This window comes from Pseudomonas sp. HLMP (assembly GCF_046365545.1).
Lineage (GTDB): Bacteria > Pseudomonadota > Gammaproteobacteria > Pseudomonadales > Pseudomonadaceae > Aquipseudomonas > Aquipseudomonas guariconensis_B.
Genome location: NZ_JBDLLR010000001.1, coordinates 1,804,051 through 1,822,671, shown reverse-complemented (window position 1 = coordinate 1,822,671; position 18,621 = coordinate 1,804,051). Strand labels below are relative to the sequence as shown.

At 66.5% G+C, this 18,621-nt stretch carries 16 protein-coding genes and 1 tRNA gene; 9 read left to right on the top strand and 8 right to left on the bottom strand.

Annotated elements, in window-relative coordinates; genetic code table 11:
- Positions 1–2 precede the first annotated feature (2 nt).
- Both ABFA30_RS08590 and ABFA30_RS08585 read left to right on the top strand, forming a co-directional pair.
- A complete protein-coding gene (locus ABFA30_RS08590; RefSeq protein WP_225788071.1) occupies positions 3–1,517 on the top strand; it encodes a tripartite tricarboxylate transporter permease in 1,515 nt (504 codons plus the stop codon).
- Complete coding sequence (locus ABFA30_RS08585) at positions 1,510–2,535, top strand: AbrB family transcriptional regulator (protein WP_410045342.1); 1,026 nt, start codon at positions 1,510–1,512, stop codon at positions 2,533–2,535. Before ABFA30_RS08590 ends, ABFA30_RS08585 begins: the two co-directional genes overlap by 8 nt.
- A 78-nt stretch (positions 2,536–2,613) precedes the next feature.
- Here ABFA30_RS08585 and ung read toward each other — a convergent pair whose 3' ends face one another.
- Positions 2,614–3,306, bottom strand: coding sequence for a uracil-DNA glycosylase (ung, locus tag ABFA30_RS08580; protein WP_253091137.1), 693 nt, complete (start codon positions 3,304–3,306; stop codon positions 2,614–2,616).
- Positions 3,307–3,432: 126 nt separating this feature from the next.
- Here ung and ABFA30_RS08575 point away from each other — a divergent pair, with 126 nt between their 5' ends.
- Positions 3,433–4,539: an enoyl-CoA hydratase/isomerase family protein gene (locus ABFA30_RS08575; protein WP_225788068.1), complete on the top strand. Its 1,107-nt coding sequence runs from the start codon at positions 3,433–3,435 to the stop codon at positions 4,537–4,539.
- Between the two features lie 87 nt (positions 4,540–4,626).
- On the opposite strand, the gene ABFA30_RS08570 is transcribed toward ABFA30_RS08575, so the two are convergent.
- On the bottom strand, positions 4,627–5,064 hold the full coding sequence (locus tag ABFA30_RS08570; protein WP_225788067.1) for a hypothetical protein: 438 nt from the start codon (positions 5,062–5,064) through the stop codon (positions 4,627–4,629).
- A gap of 217 nt (positions 5,065–5,281) precedes the next feature.
- On the opposite strand from ABFA30_RS08570, the gene ABFA30_RS08565 reads away from it, so the two are divergent.
- The 5 genes from ABFA30_RS08565 to ABFA30_RS08545 all read left to right on the top strand — a co-directional run bounded on the left by ABFA30_RS08565 (position 5,282) and on the right by ABFA30_RS08545 (position 9,579).
- Entirely contained in the window at positions 5,282–5,491 is a 210-nt protein-coding gene (locus ABFA30_RS08565) for a cysteine-rich CWC family protein (protein ID WP_225788066.1), read from the top strand.
- A gap of 29 nt (positions 5,492–5,520) precedes the next feature.
- Positions 5,521–6,213 carry a pseudouridine synthase gene (locus ABFA30_RS08560; RefSeq protein WP_253080383.1) on the top strand — a complete coding sequence of 231 codons (693 nt, stop codon included), beginning with the start codon at positions 5,521–5,523 and terminating at the stop codon, positions 6,211–6,213.
- 386 nt (positions 6,214–6,599) lie between these two features.
- Positions 6,600–7,484, top strand: a complete 885-nt coding sequence (locus ABFA30_RS08555) for an alpha/beta fold hydrolase (protein WP_410045341.1) — start codon at positions 6,600–6,602, stop codon at positions 7,482–7,484.
- A 114-nt stretch (positions 7,485–7,598) separates the two neighbouring features.
- Positions 7,599–7,672 (top strand) — tRNA-Gly (locus ABFA30_RS08550).
- Between the two features lie 206 nt (positions 7,673–7,878).
- Positions 7,879–9,579 (top strand): SulP family inorganic anion transporter, encoded by a 1,701-nt coding sequence (locus ABFA30_RS08545; RefSeq protein WP_410045340.1) that lies wholly within the window; start codon positions 7,879–7,881, stop codon positions 9,577–9,579.
- A gap of 26 nt (positions 9,580–9,605) precedes the next feature.
- On the opposite strand, the gene ABFA30_RS08540 is transcribed toward ABFA30_RS08545, so the two are convergent.
- The 4 genes from ABFA30_RS08540 to ABFA30_RS08525 form a co-directional block, all read right to left on the bottom strand.
- Positions 9,606–11,183, bottom strand: a complete 1,578-nt coding sequence (locus ABFA30_RS08540; protein ID WP_410045339.1) for an alpha/beta hydrolase — start codon at positions 11,181–11,183, stop codon at positions 9,606–9,608.
- A 43-nt stretch (positions 11,184–11,226) separates the two neighbouring features.
- Entirely contained in the window at positions 11,227–13,608 is a 2,382-nt protein-coding gene (locus ABFA30_RS08535) for a TonB-dependent receptor (protein WP_410045338.1), read from the bottom strand.
- An 80-nt stretch (positions 13,609–13,688) separates the two neighbouring features.
- Complete coding sequence (locus tag ABFA30_RS08530; RefSeq protein WP_410045337.1) at positions 13,689–14,651, bottom strand: FecR family protein; 963 nt, start codon at positions 14,649–14,651, stop codon at positions 13,689–13,691.
- Positions 14,644–15,183 carry an RNA polymerase sigma factor gene (locus ABFA30_RS08525; protein WP_410045336.1) on the bottom strand — a complete coding sequence of 180 codons (540 nt, stop codon included), beginning with the start codon at positions 15,181–15,183 and terminating at the stop codon, positions 14,644–14,646. The genes ABFA30_RS08530 and ABFA30_RS08525 overlap by 8 nt, the downstream gene beginning before the upstream one ends.
- A 168-nt stretch (positions 15,184–15,351) precedes the next feature.
- Between ABFA30_RS08525 and ABFA30_RS08520 the strand changes: the two genes are divergently transcribed.
- Complete coding sequence (locus ABFA30_RS08520; protein ID WP_410045335.1) at positions 15,352–16,368, top strand: DUF4917 family protein; 1,017 nt, start codon at positions 15,352–15,354, stop codon at positions 16,366–16,368.
- Between the two features lie 188 nt (positions 16,369–16,556).
- Here the strand turns inward: ABFA30_RS08520 and ABFA30_RS08515 are convergent, their stop codons facing one another.
- Positions 16,557–17,777: a class I SAM-dependent methyltransferase gene (locus tag ABFA30_RS08515; protein ID WP_410045334.1), complete on the bottom strand. Its 1,221-nt coding sequence runs from the start codon at positions 17,775–17,777 to the stop codon at positions 16,557–16,559.
- 124 nt (positions 17,778–17,901) lie between these two features.
- Entirely contained in the window at positions 17,902–18,519 is a 618-nt protein-coding gene (locus ABFA30_RS08510; protein ID WP_225788056.1) for a TPM domain-containing protein, read from the bottom strand.
- Between the last annotated feature and the right edge of the window lie 102 nt (positions 18,520–18,621).

Below are 18,621 nucleotides of genomic sequence, written 5' to 3'. Positions count from 1 at the left end.
ACATGGATACCTTGAGCTACCTGGGCCAGGGCTTCGGCGTCGCCCTGAGCCCGTACAACCTGATCACCGCCCTGATCGGCACCCTGATCGGCACCGTGGTCGGCCTGCTGCCGGGCCTGGGCCCGATCAACGGCGTCGCCCTGCTGATCCCCATCGCCTTCGCCCTGGGCCTGCCCCCAGAGTCGGCGCTGATCCTGCTGGCCGCGGTGTACCTGGGCTGCGAGTATGGCGGGCGGATCAGCTCGATCCTGCTGAACATCCCCGGTGAAGCCTCCACCGTGATGACCACCCTCGACGGCTACCCCATGGCCCGCCAGGGCCTGGCTGGCGTGGCCCTGTCGCTGTCGGCCTGGAGTTCGTTCATCGGCGCCTTCATCGCCACCTGCGGCATGGTGCTGTTCGCCCCGCTGCTGGCCAAATGGGCGATCGCCTTCGGCCCGGCGGAATACTTCGTGCTGATGGTGTTCGCCATCGTCTGTCTTGGCGGCATGGCCGGCGACAAGCCACTCAAGACCTTCATCGCCGCGCTGATCGGCCTGTTCCTCTCCAGCGTCGGCATCGATGCCAACAGCGGCGTGTACCGCTTCACCGGCGACAGCGTGCACCTGGCCGACGGTATCCAGTTCGTCGTGCTGGTACTGGGCCTGTTCTCGATCAGCGAGATCCTCCTGCTGCTGGAAAAGACCCACCATGGCCACGCGGCGGTCAAGGCCACCGGGCGCATGCTGTTCAACCTCAAGGAAGCGGCCTCGGTGTTCGTCGTCAACATCCGCTGCGGCCTGCTGGGCTTCATCATGGGCGTGCTGCCCGGCGCCGGTGCGACCCTGGCCAGTGCCGTGGCCTACATGACCGAGAAGCGCATCGCCGGTGCCAAGGGCAAGTTCGGCAAGGGCGATGCGCGCGGCCTGGCCGCCCCGGAAACCGCCATCGGAGCCTCCTGCTGCGGCGCCCTGGTGCCGATGCTGACCCTCGGCGTACCGGGCTCGGGCACCACCGCGGTGATGATCGGCGCGCTGACCCTGTACAACATCACCCCGGGCCCGCTGCTGTTCGAACAGCAGCCAGACATCGTCTGGGGCCTGATCGCCTCGCTGTTCATCGCCAACATCATGCTGGTGATCCTGAACATCCCGATGATCCGCATCTTCACCCGCATCCTCGCGGTACCGAACTGGGCGCTGGTGCCAGTGATCGCGATCATCACCGCGATCGGCGTATATGCCGTGCATGCCACCACCTTCGACCTGTTCCTGATGGTCGGCATCGGCATCATGGGCTACATCTTGCGCAAGCTGGACTTCCCGCTGTCGCCGATCCTGCTCGGCTTCATCCTCGGCGGCCTGATGGAGCAGAACCTGCGCCGTGCCCTGTCGATCTCCAACGGCGAGCTGGGCATCCTCTGGTCGAGCCCGATCAGCCTGGTGGTATGGGTACTGACCGTCTTCATGCTGACCCTGCCGCTGCTGCGCATCTGGCGCAAGCGCAGCCTGCAACGCCGGGCCATGGCCGATGCCTGACCGGTCGTTGCCGCTGTTCTGGGCCACCGGGCTGGTCGGCCTTGCTGGCGGGTTTCTCGCCAGCAAGGCCGGCTGGCCCTTGCCGTGGATGGTCGGCTCGCTGCTGGCGATCATCCTGGTGCGCTGCCTGACGCCCTGGCAGTTGACGGAAATCCCCAATGGCCGCAAATGCGGCCAGTGGATCATCGGCATCGGCATTGGCCTGCACTTCACCCCAGTGGTGATCGAGCAGGTGGCCGGGCACTTCGCCCTGATCTTCTTCGGTGCGCTGTTCACCACCCTGTCGGCGGTGATCGGCGTATGGCTGCTACGACGCACCGGCGAAGACCGTGCCACGGCGTTCTTCGCCAGCATGCCGGGCGGCTCGGGAGAGATGGTCAACCTTGGCGCGCGCAACGGCGCGGTGCTCAGCCAGGTGGCCGCGGCCCAGAGCCTGCGGGTGCTGGCGGTAGTGTTGTGCGTGCCGGCGCTGTTCAAGTTCTTGCTCGGCGATGGCATGCCGCTGAACCATTCCGCCAGCGTCAGTTGGGGGTGGCTGGCACTGATCGCGCCGCTCGGGGTACTGGCCGCACTGGGCTGGCAACGCCTGCGCCAGCCCAACCCCTGGCTGTTCGGTCCACTGCTGGTGGCCGCCTGCGCGAGCCTGGCGGGCAACCTGCAGATCGCCCTGCCGCCGGGCGCCAGCCAGGTCGGCCAATGGCTGATCGGCAGCGGCCTGGCCTGCCACTTCAACCGTGCCTTCTTCCGCCGCGCACCGTCCTTCCTCGGCCGCACCCTGCTGGCCACGGCGCTGAGCATGCTCATCGCCGCTGCGGCGGCCTGGGCCTTGAGCCTGCTGACCCACCTGGACCTGCGCTCGCTGACCCTGGGCATGATGCCCGGCGGCATTGCCGAGATGAGCCTGACGGCGGAGACCTTGCAGTTGTCGGTGCCACTGGTGACGGCGCTGCAGGTGATGCGCTTGTTGTTCGTGCTGTTTCTCGCCGAGCCGTTGTTCCGGCGCTGGAACGACGGCTGATTCGCCAGGCCGGCGGGCTTGCCCAATGCCATTTGGGGCGCTTCGTGCCCCAACTGACAAAGCTCCCTGGATCCAGGATCAGAGCGGCGGCAACGCCCAGTCGATCGGCGCCAGCCCGCGCTGTTCGAGGAAGCCGTTGGCCCGGCTGAAATGCCCGCAACCGAAGAACCCGCGATAGGCCGACAGCGGCGACGGGTGCACCGACTTGAGCACCAGGTGCTTGGTGCCATCGATCAGCTTCTGCTTGCTCTGGGCATGGGCCCCCCACAGCAGGAACACCACGTTCTCGCACTGCTCGCTGACCACCTGGATGATGCGGTCGGTGAACGGCTGCCAGCCGGCGTTGGCGTGCGAGGCGGCATTGCCGCGCTGCACGGTCATGGTGGTGTTGAGCAACAACACGCCCTGGTCGGCCCAGCTCTGCAGATAGCCATGGTTGGGGATGGGCAGGTTGAGGTCGCGCTGCAGTTCCTTGTAGATGTTCACCAGCGACGGCGGCGTGGGCACGCCCGGCTGCACCGAGAAGCACAGGCCATGGGCCTGGCCTGGGCCGTGGTAGGGGTCCTGGCCGAGGATGACCACCTTCACCTTGTCCAGTGGCGTGGAATTCAGGGCATTGAAGATCAGCGGCCCCGGCGGGTAGATCTCCTTGCCGGCAGCGTATTCCTGGCGCAGGAACTCACGCAGCTGCTTCATGTAAGGCTGGTCGAACTCGGCGCGCAGCGCGGCTTTCCAGCTGGGTTCGAGTTTGATGCGATCGTCGTCAGTCATGGGGCCATCCGTAAACAATGGCGCGACACTAGGTAAGCCGTCCGGCCTTGTCAATCGATCCGACCGACGACGGGCACGATCCCACTGGCGAACCATACTTGTGCGATGACTTGCGTGAGGTAGCCCATGTCCATTCATTGCGAAGTACTCACCGGTGCCGAAGGCGCGCGCATCGGCATCGCCACACTGGACGCGCCCAAGACGCTCAATGCCCTGAGCCTGCCGATGATCGAGGTTCTCGACGAGCACCTGCGGGCCTGGGCCAGCGACCCTGGCATCGTCTGCGTACTGGTGCGCGGCAATGGCCCCAGGGCGTTCTGCGCCGGCGGCGATGTGCGGGCGCTGGTCAATGCCTGCCGTGACCATCCTGGCAGCGTGCCTGCGCTGGCCGCGACCTTCTTCGCCGCCGAATACCGGCTCGACTACCGCCTGCACACCTACCCCAAGCCCCTGCTGTGCTGGGGGCATGGCCACGTGCTGGGCGGCGGCATGGGCCTGTTGCAGGGAGCCGGCGTGCGTATCGTCACCCCCAGCAGCCGGCTGGCCATGCCGGAGATCAGCATCGGCCTGTACCCGGATGTCGGCGCCAGTTGGTTCCTCGCCCGCCTGCCGGGCAAGCTCGGCCTGTTCCTCGGCCTGACCGGCGCGCCGATCAATGCCCGTGATGCCCTCGACCTGGGCCTGGCCGACCGCTTGCTCGGCGAATACCAGCAGGAGGCGTTGATCGAGGAACTGCTGCAACTGAACTGGCAGGAGCAGACCGTCCTGCAACTGAACAGCCTGCTCAAGGCCGAGCAGCATCGGGCCTGCGCCGAATTGCCCGAGGCCCAGTGGCTCCCGCGCCGGGAGCAGATCGATGCCTTGCTCGATGTGGCCGACCCGGTGGCGGCCTGGCGCGCCCTGTGCGGCTTGAGCCAGCATGCCGACCCGCTGCTGGCCGAGGCCGGGCAGCGGCTGCACGAGGGCTGCCCGCTGACGGCGCACCTGGTATGGGAGCAGATCCGCCGGGCGCGCTACCTGTCCCTGGCCCAGGTGTTCCAGATGGAATACACCATGAGCCTGAACTGCTGCCGTCATCCAGAGTTCAGCGAAGGCGTGCGTGCGCGCCTGCTGGACAAGGACAACCAGCCGCGCTGGCACTGGCCGGACATCGCCCAGGTCCCGGCCGCGGTGGTCGAGGCGCATTTCGCCAAGGTGTGGGAGGGGCGGCATCCGTTGGCCGACCTAGGGTGAGCAAGTTTCCTCCAGGCCATGGCCTGTGGGGGATTCCGTGGTTTTTGACATCCAGGTAGGCCGCTACCTGACTGCCGGGCATTGGCCTCAACGCCGCCAGTTACGGTCCCCCTGCCGGCCATCAGGTCGGCGCTTGTCTTCGCCCCGGCCATTGGAGTGCCAGCGCTCGTTCTGGTAGCGCCGGTTGTCGTTGCGGTAATCATGCCGGTCCCGATCCCTGCCGTAATCGTAGCGATGGCGGTTGCCGTAGTCATGACGCGGGTTACCGTGCCATTGCTTCACGACAGGCGGTGGATAGGGCTTGTAGTGCGGTGCGGGCGCCGGCCGGTAGTAACGTGGCGCGGGCTGGTAGTAGTAGCGCGGTTGCGGCGCGACGTAATAGCGGTCGTAGCGGTAATGGCCCGGATAAGCATAGCGATCGCTGGTGTAGTAGTCCGTGCGGTAATACCCCCCGCCCCCATGGTAGGGTGCGCAGGCGGTGGTCAACAGGCCCAGCAGGGCGATCAGCAGCATTCGACGGTACATGGCGGCCTCCTGGACCGCTGGAGTGCCCGACCCAGCGGCGCTGGCGAGCGTCGACGGATAAGCGTTCATCGACATCGAATAAGACCGTCGCGCCCAGGTACAGTGCCATTTTTGCAATAACTTGAAACAGCTTGTCCGTCCCGCCCAAGCGACGCCTCCTCCTCCCTCCCCTTCGGATATACTCCGGCGCAAGATGTACCAGCCCGATGATCGCAACATGAATGACCAACAGCACTGCCCCGCCTGTGGCGCCCTCAACCAGTGCAGCCTGGCCGACCCTCGTAGCGCTACGCAGAACTGCTGGTGCTTCGCGGTGACCATCGACCCAGCCGCGCTCCAGGCCGTGCCCGCCGAACTGCGCGACAAGGCCTGCCTGTGCCCTCGCTGCGCGTCGCTCAGCGAGCACGCCGAAGCAACGCGGCGCTAGACTGCGCTCTTTTCACCCGACCTGCCGCCATGCGCCTAGACCGTTTCCTCGCCAACCACCCCTGCTACAACCGCCAGCAGGTCCGCCTGCTGCTGGTCCAGCGGCGTGTCCGCGTGGGCGATGCGGTGGTGAGCGACCCCCGTCATGAGGTCCGTGCGTTCGACCGCATCGAGGTGGACGGCCAAGTGCTCCAGGCCGGCCACCCGGCGCGCTACCTGATGCTGCACAAGCCCGCCGGTTACGTCAGCGCGACCCAGGACCCACGGCACCGCACGGTGCTCGACCTGCTGCCCGCTGGGCTGCGCGGCGACCTGCACATCGCCGGGCGCCTGGACTACAACACCACCGGGCTGATGATCCTGACCAACGACGGACAATGGTCGCGCCGCCTGACCCAGCCTGGTACCAAGCTGCCCAAGGTCTACCACGTCCAGACCGAGGACGAGATCGGCGAGCACTATGTCGCCAAGTTCCACGAAGGCTTCTACTTCGCCTTCGAAAACCTCACCACCCAGCCCGCCCGGCTGGACATCCTCGGGCCGCGCCAGGCACGCCTGGCGATCGTCGAGGGGCGTTATCACCAGGTCAAGCGCATGTTCGGCCACTTCCAGAACAAGGTGGTCGGGCTGCACCGCGAATGCATGGGGCCTATCCAGCTCGACCCTGCCCTGGCGCCGGGTGAGTTCCGCGAACTCACCGAGCAGGAGATCGCTTCGGTCTGAACGGATGGGGATGGGGCTGCTGCAGCCCTCGGACTACAAAGCCCCTGGATTGACCGGCATTCCCCAAACGACCGCCCAGCGGTTTTCCCCGCAGGATTCCCCGAACGGCACTTGCAGGATCCCGCCCCTGCTGCTTGAATCCTAACTCGTCGGTCTGCATGTGACTTATCGGTCACAACCGCAGTCCAAGACACCTTTTTGCCGGCCACCCGGGGCCTCGATGCCCTGGGGCACGGCAGATTGCCCACCTAAAACAATACCGTCGACACGCGTGCCAAGGATCGACACAAGGGCTCCGGTTTCTCTTCGAGGCGTATGCCTACCTGTCATGAAGAACGTGCACCCTAGGTGACGCGAATACCCTTTTTGCGCCAGGAGTCGATGACATGAGGCCAGAAATCGCTGTGCTTGATATCCAAGGTCAGTACCGGGTTTACACGGAGTTCCATCGCGCCGAAGCCGCCGAGAAGACGATCATCCTGATCAACGGCTCCCTGGCCACCACGGCCTCCTTTGCCCAGACGGTGCGCAGCCTGCACCCGCAGTTCAATGTCGTGCTGTACGACCAGCCCTACGCTGGCAAGTCCAAGCCGCACAACCGCCAGGAACGGCTGATCACCAAGGAGACCGAGGCGCATATCCTCCTCGAGCTGATCGAGCACTTCCAGGCCGACCACGTGATGTCCTTTTCCTGGGGCGGCGCCTGCGCACTGCTGGCCCTTGCGTACCAGCCGCGACGGGTACGCAAGGCCATCGTCAGTTCGTTTTCGCCGGTGATCAACGAACCCATGCGCGACTACCTGGAGCGCGGTTGCCAGTACCTGGCCGCCTGCGACCGCTACCAGGTGGGCAACCTGGTCAACGACACCATCGGCAAGTACCTGCCGTCGCTGTTCAAGCGCTTCAACTACCGCCACGTCAGCAGCCTCGACAGCCACGAGTACGCGCAGATGCACTTCCACATCAACCAGGTGCTGCAGCATGACCTGCAGCGGGCACTGAAGGCCGCGCACAACATCGACATCCCGGTGCTGTTCATCAATGGCGAGCGTGACGAGTACACCACCGTCGAGGATGCCCGGCAGTTCGGCCAGCATGTGCAGCAAAGCCACTTCAGCGTGATCCGCGACGCCGGCCACTTCCTCGACATGGAGCACAAGAGCGCCTGTGAAGATACCCGCACCGCCATGCTCGGCTTCCTCAAGCCAACCGTGCGTGCGCCCCGTCAACGCCACACGTACGTACAGGGGCAGCATGCATTGGCCATCTGACCGTCTCGGCGTCCCGTAGCCTCCAGCACCCGCAGGCTACGGGGCGTCGACAGGTCTTTTTACAACTCGGGCTTCTCATGGCGCGAGGGTTCTGGTAAAAAGTCGGGCTCCGAAGCGGGTGTAGTTCAATGGCAGAACTGCAGCTTCCCAAGCTGCTAGCGTGGGTTCGATTCCCATCACCCGCTCCATATCGCTTTCCCGCATGACGTTCCAGCAGCGTCATCGCCTGTCATAAAGGAGCTTCTGCTCCTTTTTTCGTGCCCTCCTTTCGTTATATGGCCTCTGGCCATCTCTTCGCCGATCGGCTTGAATGCCCTCTGGATTCCACTTGCAAGCGAAACGGCTTCGGGCGCATATGCTCGAAGCACTGCGAAACATTTCGAAAGGACTGCGCATGTTTCTCTCCCGCTGGCTACCCGGCCTGGCCAACCTCCTCCACTACCGCCGCGAGTGGTTCCATGCCGACCTGCAGGCAGGCCTGTCCGTGGCCGCGATCCAGATTCCCATCGCCATCGCCTACGCCCAGATCGTCGGTCTGCCGCCACAATACGGGCTGTATGCCTGCGTGCTGCCGATGATGGTCTACGCCCTGATCGGCAGTTCGCGGCAATTGATGGTCGGCCCGGACGCGGCGACCTGCGCCATGATCGCCGGCGCCGTGGCGCCGCTGGCCATGGGCGATACGCAGCGCACCGCCGAGCTGGCGGTGATCGTCACCGTGCTGGTGGGGCTGATGCTGATCGCCGCCGGGGTGGCCCGGGCCGGGTTCATCGCCAGTTTCTTCTCGCGGCCGATCCTGATCGGCTACCTCAACGGCATCGGCCTGAGCCTGATCGCCGGGCAATTGAGCAAGGTGGTGGGGTTCAGGATCGAAGGCGACGGTTTCATCCTCAGCTTGCTCGACTTCCTCCAGCGTCTGAGTGAGATCCACTGGCTGACCCTGGCCATCGGCCTGGCCGGCCTGGGCCTGCTGATCTGGCTGCCGCGCCGTTATCCGCGCCTGCCCGCGGCGCTACTGACGGTGGCGCTGTTCACCCTGCTGGCGGGGCTGTTCGGCCTGGACCGTTTCGGCGTGGCCATCCTCGGCCCGGTGCCGGCGGGTATCCCGGAGCTGGCCTGGCCGCAGAGCAACCTGGCGGAAACCAAGAGCCTGCTGCGCGATGCCCTGGGTATCGCCACGGTGAGCTTCTGCAGCGCCATGCTCACCGCCCGCAGCTTCGCCGCCCGCCACGGCTACGCGCTCAACGCCAACCATGAGTTCGTCGCCCTTGGCGTCAGCAACCTGGCCGCCGGGATCTCCCAGGGCTTCGCCATCAGCGGCGCCGATTCGCGGACCGCGGTCAACGACATGGTCGGCGGCAAGAGCCAATTGGTGGGCATCATCGCCGCGCTGGTGATCGCCTTGATCCTGCTGTTCTTCACCGCGCCCATGGCCTGGATTCCCCAGGCCGCCCTGGGCGCCGTGCTGCTGATGGCCGGCTGGGGGCTGATCGATGTGAAGTCCCTGGGCAAGATCTACAGGCTCAGCCGCTTCGAGTTCTGCCTGTGCCTGCTGACCACCGTGGGCGTGCTCGGCCTGGGCGTGTTGCCGGGCATCATCTTCGCCGTGACCCTGGCGATCCTGCGCCTGCTGTACAGCATCTACCAGCCCACCGACGCCGTGCTCGGCTGGGCGCCCGGTATCGAAGGCCAGGTCGACATCCGCCACCACCCCGACGCCCGCACCGTCCCAGGCCTGGTGGTGTACCGCTTCGACGACGCGATCCTGTTCTTCAACGCCGACTACTTCAAGATGCGCCTGCTCGACGCCGTGCAGCAGGAGAGCAAGCCCCAGGCCGTACTGTTCGACGCCGAGGCGGTGACCCGCATCGACGTCAGCGGCATCGCCGCCCTGCGCGAAGTGCGCGACACCCTCGCCGCCCAGGGCATCCACTTCAGCATCGCCCGCGCCCGTGGCCCCTTCCTGCGCATGCTGGTGCGCTCGGGGATGGCGCGGGAGATGGAGGACAAACTACTGTTCGGCTCGGTGCGGGCGGGGATCCGGGCGTACCGGGTGTGGCGCAACAGGCAGCGGCAAGCCGTACGGGAGGAGTGACGCCGCTTACCGCTGGCATGCCTGTTTCAAGGATCGATGCCTTGAGGATACCTGCACGCCTCGGCTACGGTTTGCGTCCCTTTGCCGAGCAGGCTGACCAACCCGCACGGCAGGCTCCCCCGCCATTGCAGGTAGTCGTGCCCCGCCGGATATTCGACTTGCTCGACCTCATACCCCTTGTCCAGCAGCACATCACGCAGGTGGCGATTGCTGTCGAGGATCCTGGGCCCTTCGAACAGCCCGGCCTGCAGGTAGAAACGCAGCGGCAGGCGGGGCACCTTGACGTACTCACGGGTCAGCCAGCCAGGCTCCTCGCCCTCCCTGGCCCACCAGTAGGAACCCGACAGGCTCAGCACGTTACCGAACAGCTCCGGATGCCTGAGCCCCATGTAAGCTGCGGCCAGGCCGCCGTAGCTGGAGCCGGCGACCACGGTGTGCGAGGCCTGCGCCGAGATCCCTTGCCGATGCGCCCAGGGCATCAGTTCCTCGGCCATGAAGCGCGCGAAGGCTGGGTTGGGCGGCAGTTCCTGTTGACGGCTGAGGTCACTGGGATTGGCGATGATGATCGCAGCCGTGGGCGGTATCCGACCTTCGGCGATCAGGTTGTCGAGGATCGTCGGGGTCGGTACCTGGCGGGTGTAGGCGTGGGCGTCGAACAGCACCAGCAGGCCTTGGTCGGCCTGGCCCGGGCGCCAGCCAGCCGGACGGTACAGGTAGATGTCACGCTCGTTGCCCAGCGACCGGCTGGCCAGGCGCTTGCGCTCGACGCTGCCACGGGCCACGCCCGACCGCTCGGCACTCCACGGCTGCGGCGCAGCGTCGGGCAGCTCCAGGCGGGAACGTGACAACCAGGGGTCACCGCTGGCGTCGGCGAAGGTGTTGGGGTTGAGCGGGTCGCGGCGCGTGCTGGCGAGGATCACCCGGCGGTCGTCCGAGGGGGGTACATCCGGGGCCATCTGGTAGCTCAGCCGCGTAGCGGCGGGCACCTCGAAACTGCGGTACCAGACATCGCTTTCGCCCAGGCGCTGCAACGCCTCGTGGCTGCCACTCGGGGCGCCGAACATACGCACGTTGTCCCTGGCACCGCGCCAGAGGAAGGTGACCAGGCGCTGCCCGGGCTTGCCGGGAACCGCCTCGACCAAGGGCGTGCCCTGTTCGGCACGCGCCTGCCAGAACGCTGCCGTGTCGCCACCGTTAGCGAGTTGCCCGGCCAGCTCGCGCAGGGTCGGGCTGGCCAGCGGCACCGGAGCACGGCGCTGCTCGCTGGCCGCCAGCACCTGCTCCAGGCGCAAGCTGAAGTGGGCCCCCGGGCGGATCGGCAGGGGCTCGGCGCGCAGGCCGAAGCGGCCGTCGCGCCCGGCCACGAACAGGAACTCGCGGGGCTGGTCGAGGCCATCGAGCAGCAGGCGCAGCGATTGCCCGCGCTCATCGAGCAAGCGCAGGCTGACATCGCCATCGACCCGGCCACGAACCAGGTCCCCGGCCTTGAGCGACAGTGGCCAGACGGACTGGGAGGCCTCGAGGGCCCGGCCGCTGACGACCTGGCCTACCCGCAGCCCTTGGTCCGGCGCGGCCTGGGCCCCACCCGCACAAGCGGCAGCCATGAGCACCGCACACCCACAGCACGCGAATCGATGCATGTTCACCTCAGAAGTCGACACTGGCGGAGAGTTTCAGGGTTCGCGGCTCGCTCACCGTGGCGTAGCCAGGGTTGAACACCCCGGCCCAATAGGCGCGGTTCTCGACGTTTTCCAGGCTGGCACGCAGGGTCACGTCCTTGCTCAACACCTTGGTGGCATAGCGTGCGCCCAGGTCATAGCGAGTCCACTGGGGGATCTTCAGCGTGTTCTCGTCGTCCAGGTACTGGGAACTGCTGTGGATGCCCAGGGCGGTCAGGGTCAGGCCCTCTACCCACGGCAGGTCCCACTCGGCGCCAAGGTTGGCCGACCACTGCGGCACGCCACGGGCGGTATTGCCGTCGAGCTGGCCGTTGGCGGTCTTGGTCAGCCTGGCACGGGTATAGGTCACGCCACCGAGCAGACGTACGCCGGGCACGACCTCGCCGAACATGTTCCATTCCACGCCGCGGTTGCGCTGCTCGCCATCGTCGGTGTAGCGGTACTCGTCGGCCCCGCCGTCCTTGATCATGCTCGGCTTCTCGATCTGGAACACCGCCAGGGTATGACTGAAATCGCCCAAGTCCCACTTCACGCCGGTTTCCATCTGCCTGGCCACGTACGGTGCGAACTGCTCGCCATAGTTGGCCGCCTTGAGGTCAGTGACCATGCCGCCCTGGGTCAGCCCTTCGATGTAGTTGGCATACAGCGATACCGGCGCATCCCAGGGCTTGACCACGATCCCCAGGGCCGGGGTCAGCTTGCGCTCGTCGTAGGCGGGGTTGCTCATTTTCTGGCGTACCCGCTGGGCCCGTACCCCCAGGGTCAGCAGCACGCGGTCATCGACGAAACCCAGGGTGTCGGCCAGGGCGAAGCTGGACAAGGTGTTGTCGCCGGTCTTGTCGCTGCTGCCATGGTCGCCGGCGATCACCGCCTTGCCCGGGTGGTAGATGCTGGTGGTGTACTTCGGCCCGGTGACGGTCGGCGCACGGCCGATGTCCTGGTGCAGCAGGGTGGCACTGAGCACCAGTTGGTGGCTCACGTCACCGGTCATGAAGTTGCCGCGCAGGCCAGCCTCGGTGGACAGGCTGTGGGTGTAGCCGGCCTGGTTGTAGGTTTCGCCAGTGGCCGTGCCGTCGGCCTTGGTGACGATGACCCGGGTACCGTTGAGAAAGCCGTCGTAGCGGGTCCGCGCGCCACCGACGCTGGCGAAGGCGGTCCAGTGCTCGTCCAGCTCATATTCACCGTGCAGCACCACGGCTTTACTGATCTGCTTGGCATGGATGCCTTCGAGGATGTTGGTGTCGGGCTTGGGGGCCTTGGTCACCTGGCCCAGCTTGCTGAAGCCGGCCATCATCGGGCTGCCGTTGTCAAGTTTCTCATGGGTCTCGTAGGCATCGAGCTCGAGCTTGAAGTCGTCGCCCCGATAATCGAGCGCCAGGGACGCGAGGGTGCGATCCTTGGATTGCTGGTCCACACCGGTGTCGCCGCTACCGTAGACGCCGTTGAAGCGGATGCCGAAGCGACCGTCGGCGAAGCGCCGGCTCAGGTCAATGTGCTCGGCGACGAAACCATCGGACACGTAGCTGGTGGTCAGGCGCGTCAGCGGCGCATCGCCAGCGCGCTTGGGCACCAGGTTGATCACGCCGCCCACACCGCCATTGGGCGCCATGCCGGAAAGCAGTGCCCCCGGCCCCTTGAGCACCTCGACCCGCTCGAGGAACTCGGTCGGCACATGGCCATCCGGCGCCAGGCCGTACAGGCCGTTCACCGCAAGCTCAGTGGAGTCCAGGGAGTAACCGCGGATCATGAAGTTCTCGTAGGCATGGCCTTCGCCAGTGCTGAAGCGGATCGACGGATCGTTGCGCAACACCGCGCCGACCGTGCCGCTCTGCTGGTTCTCGATGGCCTGCGCGGTATACGCGGTGATGTTGAACGGCGTGTCCATGATGTCGCGGTTGCCCAACAGGCCAACCCGCGCACCGCGGGCGACCTGGCCGCCGCTGTAGGCGTCGGGCAGGTCACTGGCGAAGCCGCTGGCGTTGACCGTGGTCGCCCCCAGGGTCAGGGCGCCCGCCTCGCTGCTGCTGCGCAGGATCACCACACCGTTTTCCTCGACCGCCACCAGGTCACTGCCCTGCAGCAACTGCTGCAAGGCTTGCAACACCGTGTAGCGCCCCCGCAGGGCCGGTGCGCTGCGGCCGGCGAGCACACGGCTGTCGGCCGCGATGGCCACACCTGACTCATGGGCCAGGGCATGCACGGTGGCCTCCAGGGACTGGCTTGGCAGGTCCAGCGCCAGCGGCTGGCTGTCGGCCAGTGCGACGGCGGGCGCCAGGCTCGCGCCACCCAGGGCGCAGGCCAGGGCCAAACGGCGCAGGGTGCCGGGGAAGCGGGTGGGGTAAAGCGACATGATCGGTCCTTGCAGAAGGTGGATTCACCTGTGATGACGCAGCACCTTTGCGTTACCCCTCAAAAATCTGCCGGCCTGTTTCAACGTCGCTGCACCAGGCGTCGACCGCCCTCCTCCACCAGGCGTACCGGGAGGATCCGTGGCAGTGCTTCGAGCAGCACCTCGGGTCGGTCGCTGGGGAAGCTACCGGTCAGGCGCAACCCTGCCACGCCAGGATCGACCCGTAGCGGCTGCACCAGGTAGGCATTGAGTTCGCCGATGACATCCGCCAGCGCCTGGTCGGTGAACGACCACCAGCCGCGCTGCCAGTGGCCCAGCTCGGGGCCGAAGCGACCGCCGGAGCGCAGCGGACCCAGCCGGCCCCGCTCGTCCAGGCAGATACGCTCACCGGCCACCAGAATCTGCTCGCCGCCTTGCAGGTCGCGCACCTGGACCCGCCCCCGGGCAACTGCCACCTGCACCCGACCGCCACGGTCGCTGACGCTGAAGGCGGTGCCGAGCACCTCTACCCTGCCCAGGCGGGTGCTGACCAGAAACGGCCGCCACAGCTCGTGGGCGACGTCGAAGAACACATTGCCGTGCAACAACAGCACCTGGCGCTGGCCATGGTCGAAGCGCACCCGCAGGTTGGTCTCGGCAGCCGCCAGCAACTGGCTGCCGTCAGGCAGCGCGACGGCGCGCGGCGCTTCGGCGTGGGCGGTCTGCAGGTCGTGCTGGAAGGGTGAGGTACGCTTGAACATCCACCCCAGCCAGCCACCGGCCGCCAGCACCACGGCCAGGGCACTCCCCTGGCGCAGCAAGCGCCGACGGGCCGGGTCGTAGGGCTGCGGCTGCACCGCCCCCCGCAGCTGTGGTGCCAGGCGATGAACCATCTGCCAGCGCTGTTCGGCCTCCTGCCAGGCGCGTTCGTGCTCGTCGCTCCTGCCGCGCCAGCGCTGCACCTGGCCACCGACCTGGCGCACCCGCTCCGGGTCATCGCCGTGCAAGGCCGCCAGATACATCAGCGCCTGCTGCACCTTGCGCGGTGACACCGACTCAACCATGACGCACGGCCAGGCGCAGTTCGGACAGGTCGAACACCGCGCGGGCAATATGCAGCTCCACCGACTTGGCCGACAGGCCCAGCGCCTGGCACACCTCGCGGTGGCTCTGCCCATGCAGACGCACACGGACGAAGACTTCGCGGCGCAGGCGCGGCATGCGCTCGATGCGGGCGATCAGCTGCTGCAACTGCTCGCGGGCGATCATGATCTCCTCGACACTGGGGCTGAGCGCATCGGCGCGGGCCAACCAGTCCTCCAGCGCTGCCAGTTCGGTGCTGCGCCGGCGGTACTGGTCGATGCACAGGTTGCGCGCGGCCTGGAACAACAGCGCGCGGGCATTGATCACCGGCGCATTGAGGGCATGGGCGTAGGCCTGGGCGAAGCTGGACTGGGCGATGTCGGCGGCATCGTCAGGGTTGCGCAGGCGGGCGCACAGGTAGCGGCGCAGGTCGCTGTAGTGGGCGAGCAGGTCGTCGACGACCGCCTGGAAGGCCGGCGCGGCGCCGGTCCAGGGCGTGGTGAAGGATGTCATTGCGCGTAGGAGTGGGCTGGATCGTCAATAGGAATTCGTATCATTCTCACACATGTCTTCCAACCGTCGCCAGCCTATCGGTCTTGTGCGCCGCTTCAGTGGCCAGCCACGCGAGATCCACGACATGCTAAAGTCGCCACGTTCTTCGCCCTACCCAACGGACCTGCGATGCCTGCTCTCGACGCCCACCTGCCCGCCTGGGCGGACCTGAACGACCGCCATCCCTGCGATACCCTGCTGCTGGGCAACGGCGCCAGCCGCGCACTGTGGAAGCCGTTCGGCTACTTCTCGCTGTTCGAGGAGGCGCAGCGGGTCCGGCACAAGGCGCTGGGGGTCAGCGACCAGGCCTTGTTCAAGGCCCTCGGCACGGAGCTGTTCGAGCCGGTGCTCAGCACCCTGAACACCGCGGTGCGGGCCAACGCCGCGCTGGCCATCAACTCCACCGCCCCGCTCAACCGCTACTACTCGATCAAGGAAGCGCTGATCCACGCCATGCGCGTCGTGCACCTGCCCTGGGCGCAGGTGTCAGGCGCCATCCTGGCGACGATCAACCAGGCCCTGCGCGGCTATCGCAACGTCTATACCAGCAACTACGACCTGCTGCTGCCCTGGGCCGTAGGGCAGGCGCCGGAGGGCTTCGCCACGCTGTTCGACGAGCAGGGTTTCTTCGACGTGCGCCGTACCGTCACCGAAGGCACCCGCGTCGTTCACCTGCACGGCGGCCTGCACCTGCTCAAGCTGCCCGACGGCAGCACCCGCCAGCGCAGCGCCGAAGGCGGCGAACTGCTCGATGGCTTTGCCGTGAACATTCCTGGCGAGGTGCCGCTGTTCGTCAACGAGAGCCGCAGCGAGGAAAAACTGCGCGCCATCCGCGCCTCGGACTATCTGTCCTGGGGGTTGGGCCAGCTGGCCGGCGAAAACCAGGGCCTGTGCCTGTTCGGCCAGCACCTGGACGCCAGCGACCAGCACCTGCTCGACGCCATCCGCCAGGCCCGGCCGAAACACCTGTCGATTGCCATCCGGCCGTTGAGCGAGGCGTCGGTGATCAACCAGAAACAGCATTTCGCTCAACGCTTCGCTGATACGCCGCAGATCGCACTGCATTTCTTCGATGCCAGCAGCCATCCGCTGGGTAACCCCGCGTTGGCGATCGCGGTGCCTGCCGAACATGCCCGGCGGCGATGAGCAGACCGGGGGCAAAACTGCCCTGTCAGAGCACGGGACGGCTGGTGCTGCGTTGACAAACCAAGCTGGCGACACGTGTCAGATCCACAGCAGCTCCTGACGTCACATACCCGGGAGGGAATGGCCCTACATGACCTCAGGACCATTCCCTAGAGCAGGGCTTTACGAAGCGTGGCAGCGCAGAAGCCTCAAGCCGGAATCAACCCATCAGCCCGCAGCAATGTCTCCAGGCAATGCTCCTTGACGCCATAGAACGCCTTGAGCTGGCCGATCTTCTCGAGCAGCGCGGTGTTGTCCGCCGCCTGCCGGCGCTTCACCGCGAGGATCATCTTGTTCTTGTTGGTGTGCTCCAACGAGATGAACTCGAACACCTTGGTCTCGTAGCCACAGGCCTCCAGGTACAGCGCGCGCAGGCTGTCGGTGAGCATCTCGGCCTGCTGCCCCAGGTGCAGGCCGTACTGCAGCATCGGCTGGAGCAGGCCGGGGCTGTGCAACTGCGGGCGGATCTGCTTGTGGCAGCAGGGCGAGCACATGATGATCGCGGCCTTGCAGCGAATACCGGTGTGGATGGCGTAGTCGGTGGCGATGTCGCAGGCATGCAGGGCGATCATCACCTCGATGGCCTCGGGTACCACGCTGCGCACGTCGCCGCACTGGAACTCCAGCCCGGGATGCTGCAGGCGCGCGGCGGCGGCGTTGCACAGGTCGACCATGTCCTGGCGCAGCTCGACACCGGTGACCTGGGCGTCACGCGCCAGGCTGTTACGCAGGTAGTCATGCATGGCGAAGGTCAGGTAGCCCTTGCCCGAACCGAAGTCGGCCACACGCAGCGGCTGGCCTGCCGCCAGTGGCGCGCTGGCCAGGGCATGGTCGAAGACCTCGATGAACTTGTTGATCTGCTTCCACTTGCGCGACATGGACGGGATCAACGCGCCCTGGGCATCGGTCACGCCCAGGTCACGCAGGAACGGCCGCGACAACGCCAGGTAGCGCTTCTTCTCCCGGTCGTGCCCGGCCGCCGGCTGCGCTTCGCGCGGGGGTTGCGTGCCATGGTGCAGGAGCTGCGGCTTGCCCTTCTTGCTGAAGCCCAGTTGCACCTCACCCTCGCGGGTGAACAGGTGGGCATTGCGAAAGCTCTGCGGCAGCAGTTCGGCGACCAGCGCCTTGGCCTGCTCCAGCGGCAGGTTGCGGGTGATGTCGCGGGTCTGGTGGCGATAGACCAGCGACAGGCAGGGCTGGCCCTTGACCACCACAGGCTTGGCGATGATCCGCTGCAGGGTCGGGTCGTCACCGACATGGCGGGCCAGCACCAGCCTGGCCAGGGTGCCGTTGTCCAGGGCGTCGGCCAGCAGGCTCAGGAACTGGGCACGCGCATCCGGCGCGGTGGGAGCGGAAGGGTTGGCGGACATGGGAAATGGGTGCCTCGGTATGCGGGGAGCGCAACGCGCAATGGCGGGCATTCTACGTCGATGCCCGGCCAGCGCGAAGGTTTTCTCGATGGAAGCCCTCCTGCTCCCACAGGGGAGAAGCGGTTCAGTCGAGGATCACCAGGCGGTTGGGCAGTTCGTTGCACGCATGGGTCGGCGGCACATGCTCGCTGAGCAGCTCGCCACAGGCCTCGATGCACTCGACGAAGCCCTGCAGGGTCTGGCCCTGACGCACCTGCTCGGTGAAGCGCGCCACGATGTCGGCCCGGGCCTGCTCCGGCAGGTGCCGGGCGATGCCTTCGTCGACGAGGATCTCCACGTGGTGCTCGGCCTCGCTGACGAAGATCAGCACCCCGGTGGCACCGGCGGTGCGTTGCAGGTTCAGTTCGAGGAACTGCTGGCGCGCCAGCCCCGAGGCGCGCCGATGGCGCAGCACGCGCGGTACCAGGAGGCTGGCCAGGCGCGGGTTGCGCAGCAGCAGGCACAGGGCGATGAACAGCAGCACCTGGGCCACCAGCAGGCCGCGGATACCGGGCCAGCCCAGGGCCACATGCAGCAGGCCGGGCAATGCCAGGGCCAGCAGCGCGGCCCAGAGCAACGGCAAGTAGGCGTAGTCGTCGGCGCGACGCGCCAGCACCGTCACCAGTTCCGCGTCGGTGCGCCGTTCGGCCCGGGCGATGGCCTCGGCGATCAGCCGCTGCTCGTATTCGTTGAGGTCAGTCATGCCTTCGGTCTCTCGATCGTTCTTATAGTTGTCCCGGCATCCAGCCGGCGGGAGTGTATCTCATGACGCGCGCCATATAAGGCATAATCCGCCGCCGCACTG

Excerpts from the sequence above, each read along its gene's own strand:
- ABFA30_RS08590 (WP_225788071.1), top strand. The coding sequence starts at position 3 with ATGGATACCTTGAGCTACCTGGGCCAGGGCTTCGGCGTCGCCCTGAGC.
- ABFA30_RS08540 (WP_410045339.1), bottom strand. The coding sequence starts at position 11,183 with ATGGCTGCCGCTTGTGCGGGTGGGGCCCAGGCCGCGCCGGACCAAGGG.
- ABFA30_RS08575 (WP_225788068.1), top strand. The coding sequence starts at position 3,433 with ATGTCCATTCATTGCGAAGTACTCACCGGTGCCGAAGGCGCGCGCATC.
- ABFA30_RS08510 (WP_225788056.1), bottom strand. The coding sequence starts at position 18,519 with ATGACTGACCTCAACGAATACGAGCAGCGGCTGATCGCCGAGGCCATC.
- ABFA30_RS08535 (WP_410045338.1), bottom strand. The coding sequence starts at position 13,608 with ATGTCGCTTTACCCCACCCGCTTCCCCGGCACCCTGCGCCGTTTGGCC.
- ABFA30_RS08555 (WP_410045341.1), top strand. The coding sequence starts at position 6,600 with ATGAGGCCAGAAATCGCTGTGCTTGATATCCAAGGTCAGTACCGGGTT.
- ABFA30_RS08525 (WP_410045336.1), bottom strand. The coding sequence starts at position 15,183 with ATGACATCCTTCACCACGCCCTGGACCGGCGCCGCGCCGGCCTTCCAG.
- ABFA30_RS08530 (WP_410045337.1), bottom strand. The coding sequence starts at position 14,651 with ATGGTTGAGTCGGTGTCACCGCGCAAGGTGCAGCAGGCGCTGATGTAT.
- ABFA30_RS08570 (WP_225788067.1), bottom strand. The coding sequence starts at position 5,064 with ATGTACCGTCGAATGCTGCTGATCGCCCTGCTGGGCCTGTTGACCACC.
- ABFA30_RS08560 (WP_253080383.1), top strand. The coding sequence starts at position 5,521 with ATGCGCCTAGACCGTTTCCTCGCCAACCACCCCTGCTACAACCGCCAG.
- ABFA30_RS08520 (WP_410045335.1), top strand. The coding sequence starts at position 15,352 with ATGCCTGCTCTCGACGCCCACCTGCCCGCCTGGGCGGACCTGAACGAC.
- ABFA30_RS08565 (WP_225788066.1), top strand. The coding sequence starts at position 5,282 with ATGAATGACCAACAGCACTGCCCCGCCTGTGGCGCCCTCAACCAGTGC.
- ABFA30_RS08545 (WP_410045340.1), top strand. The coding sequence starts at position 7,879 with ATGTTTCTCTCCCGCTGGCTACCCGGCCTGGCCAACCTCCTCCACTAC.
- ABFA30_RS08515 (WP_410045334.1), bottom strand. The coding sequence starts at position 17,777 with ATGTCCGCCAACCCTTCCGCTCCCACCGCGCCGGATGCGCGTGCCCAG.
- ABFA30_RS08585 (WP_410045342.1), top strand. The coding sequence starts at position 1,510 with ATGCCTGACCGGTCGTTGCCGCTGTTCTGGGCCACCGGGCTGGTCGGC.
- ung (WP_253091137.1), bottom strand. The coding sequence starts at position 3,306 with ATGACTGACGACGATCGCATCAAACTCGAACCCAGCTGGAAAGCCGCG.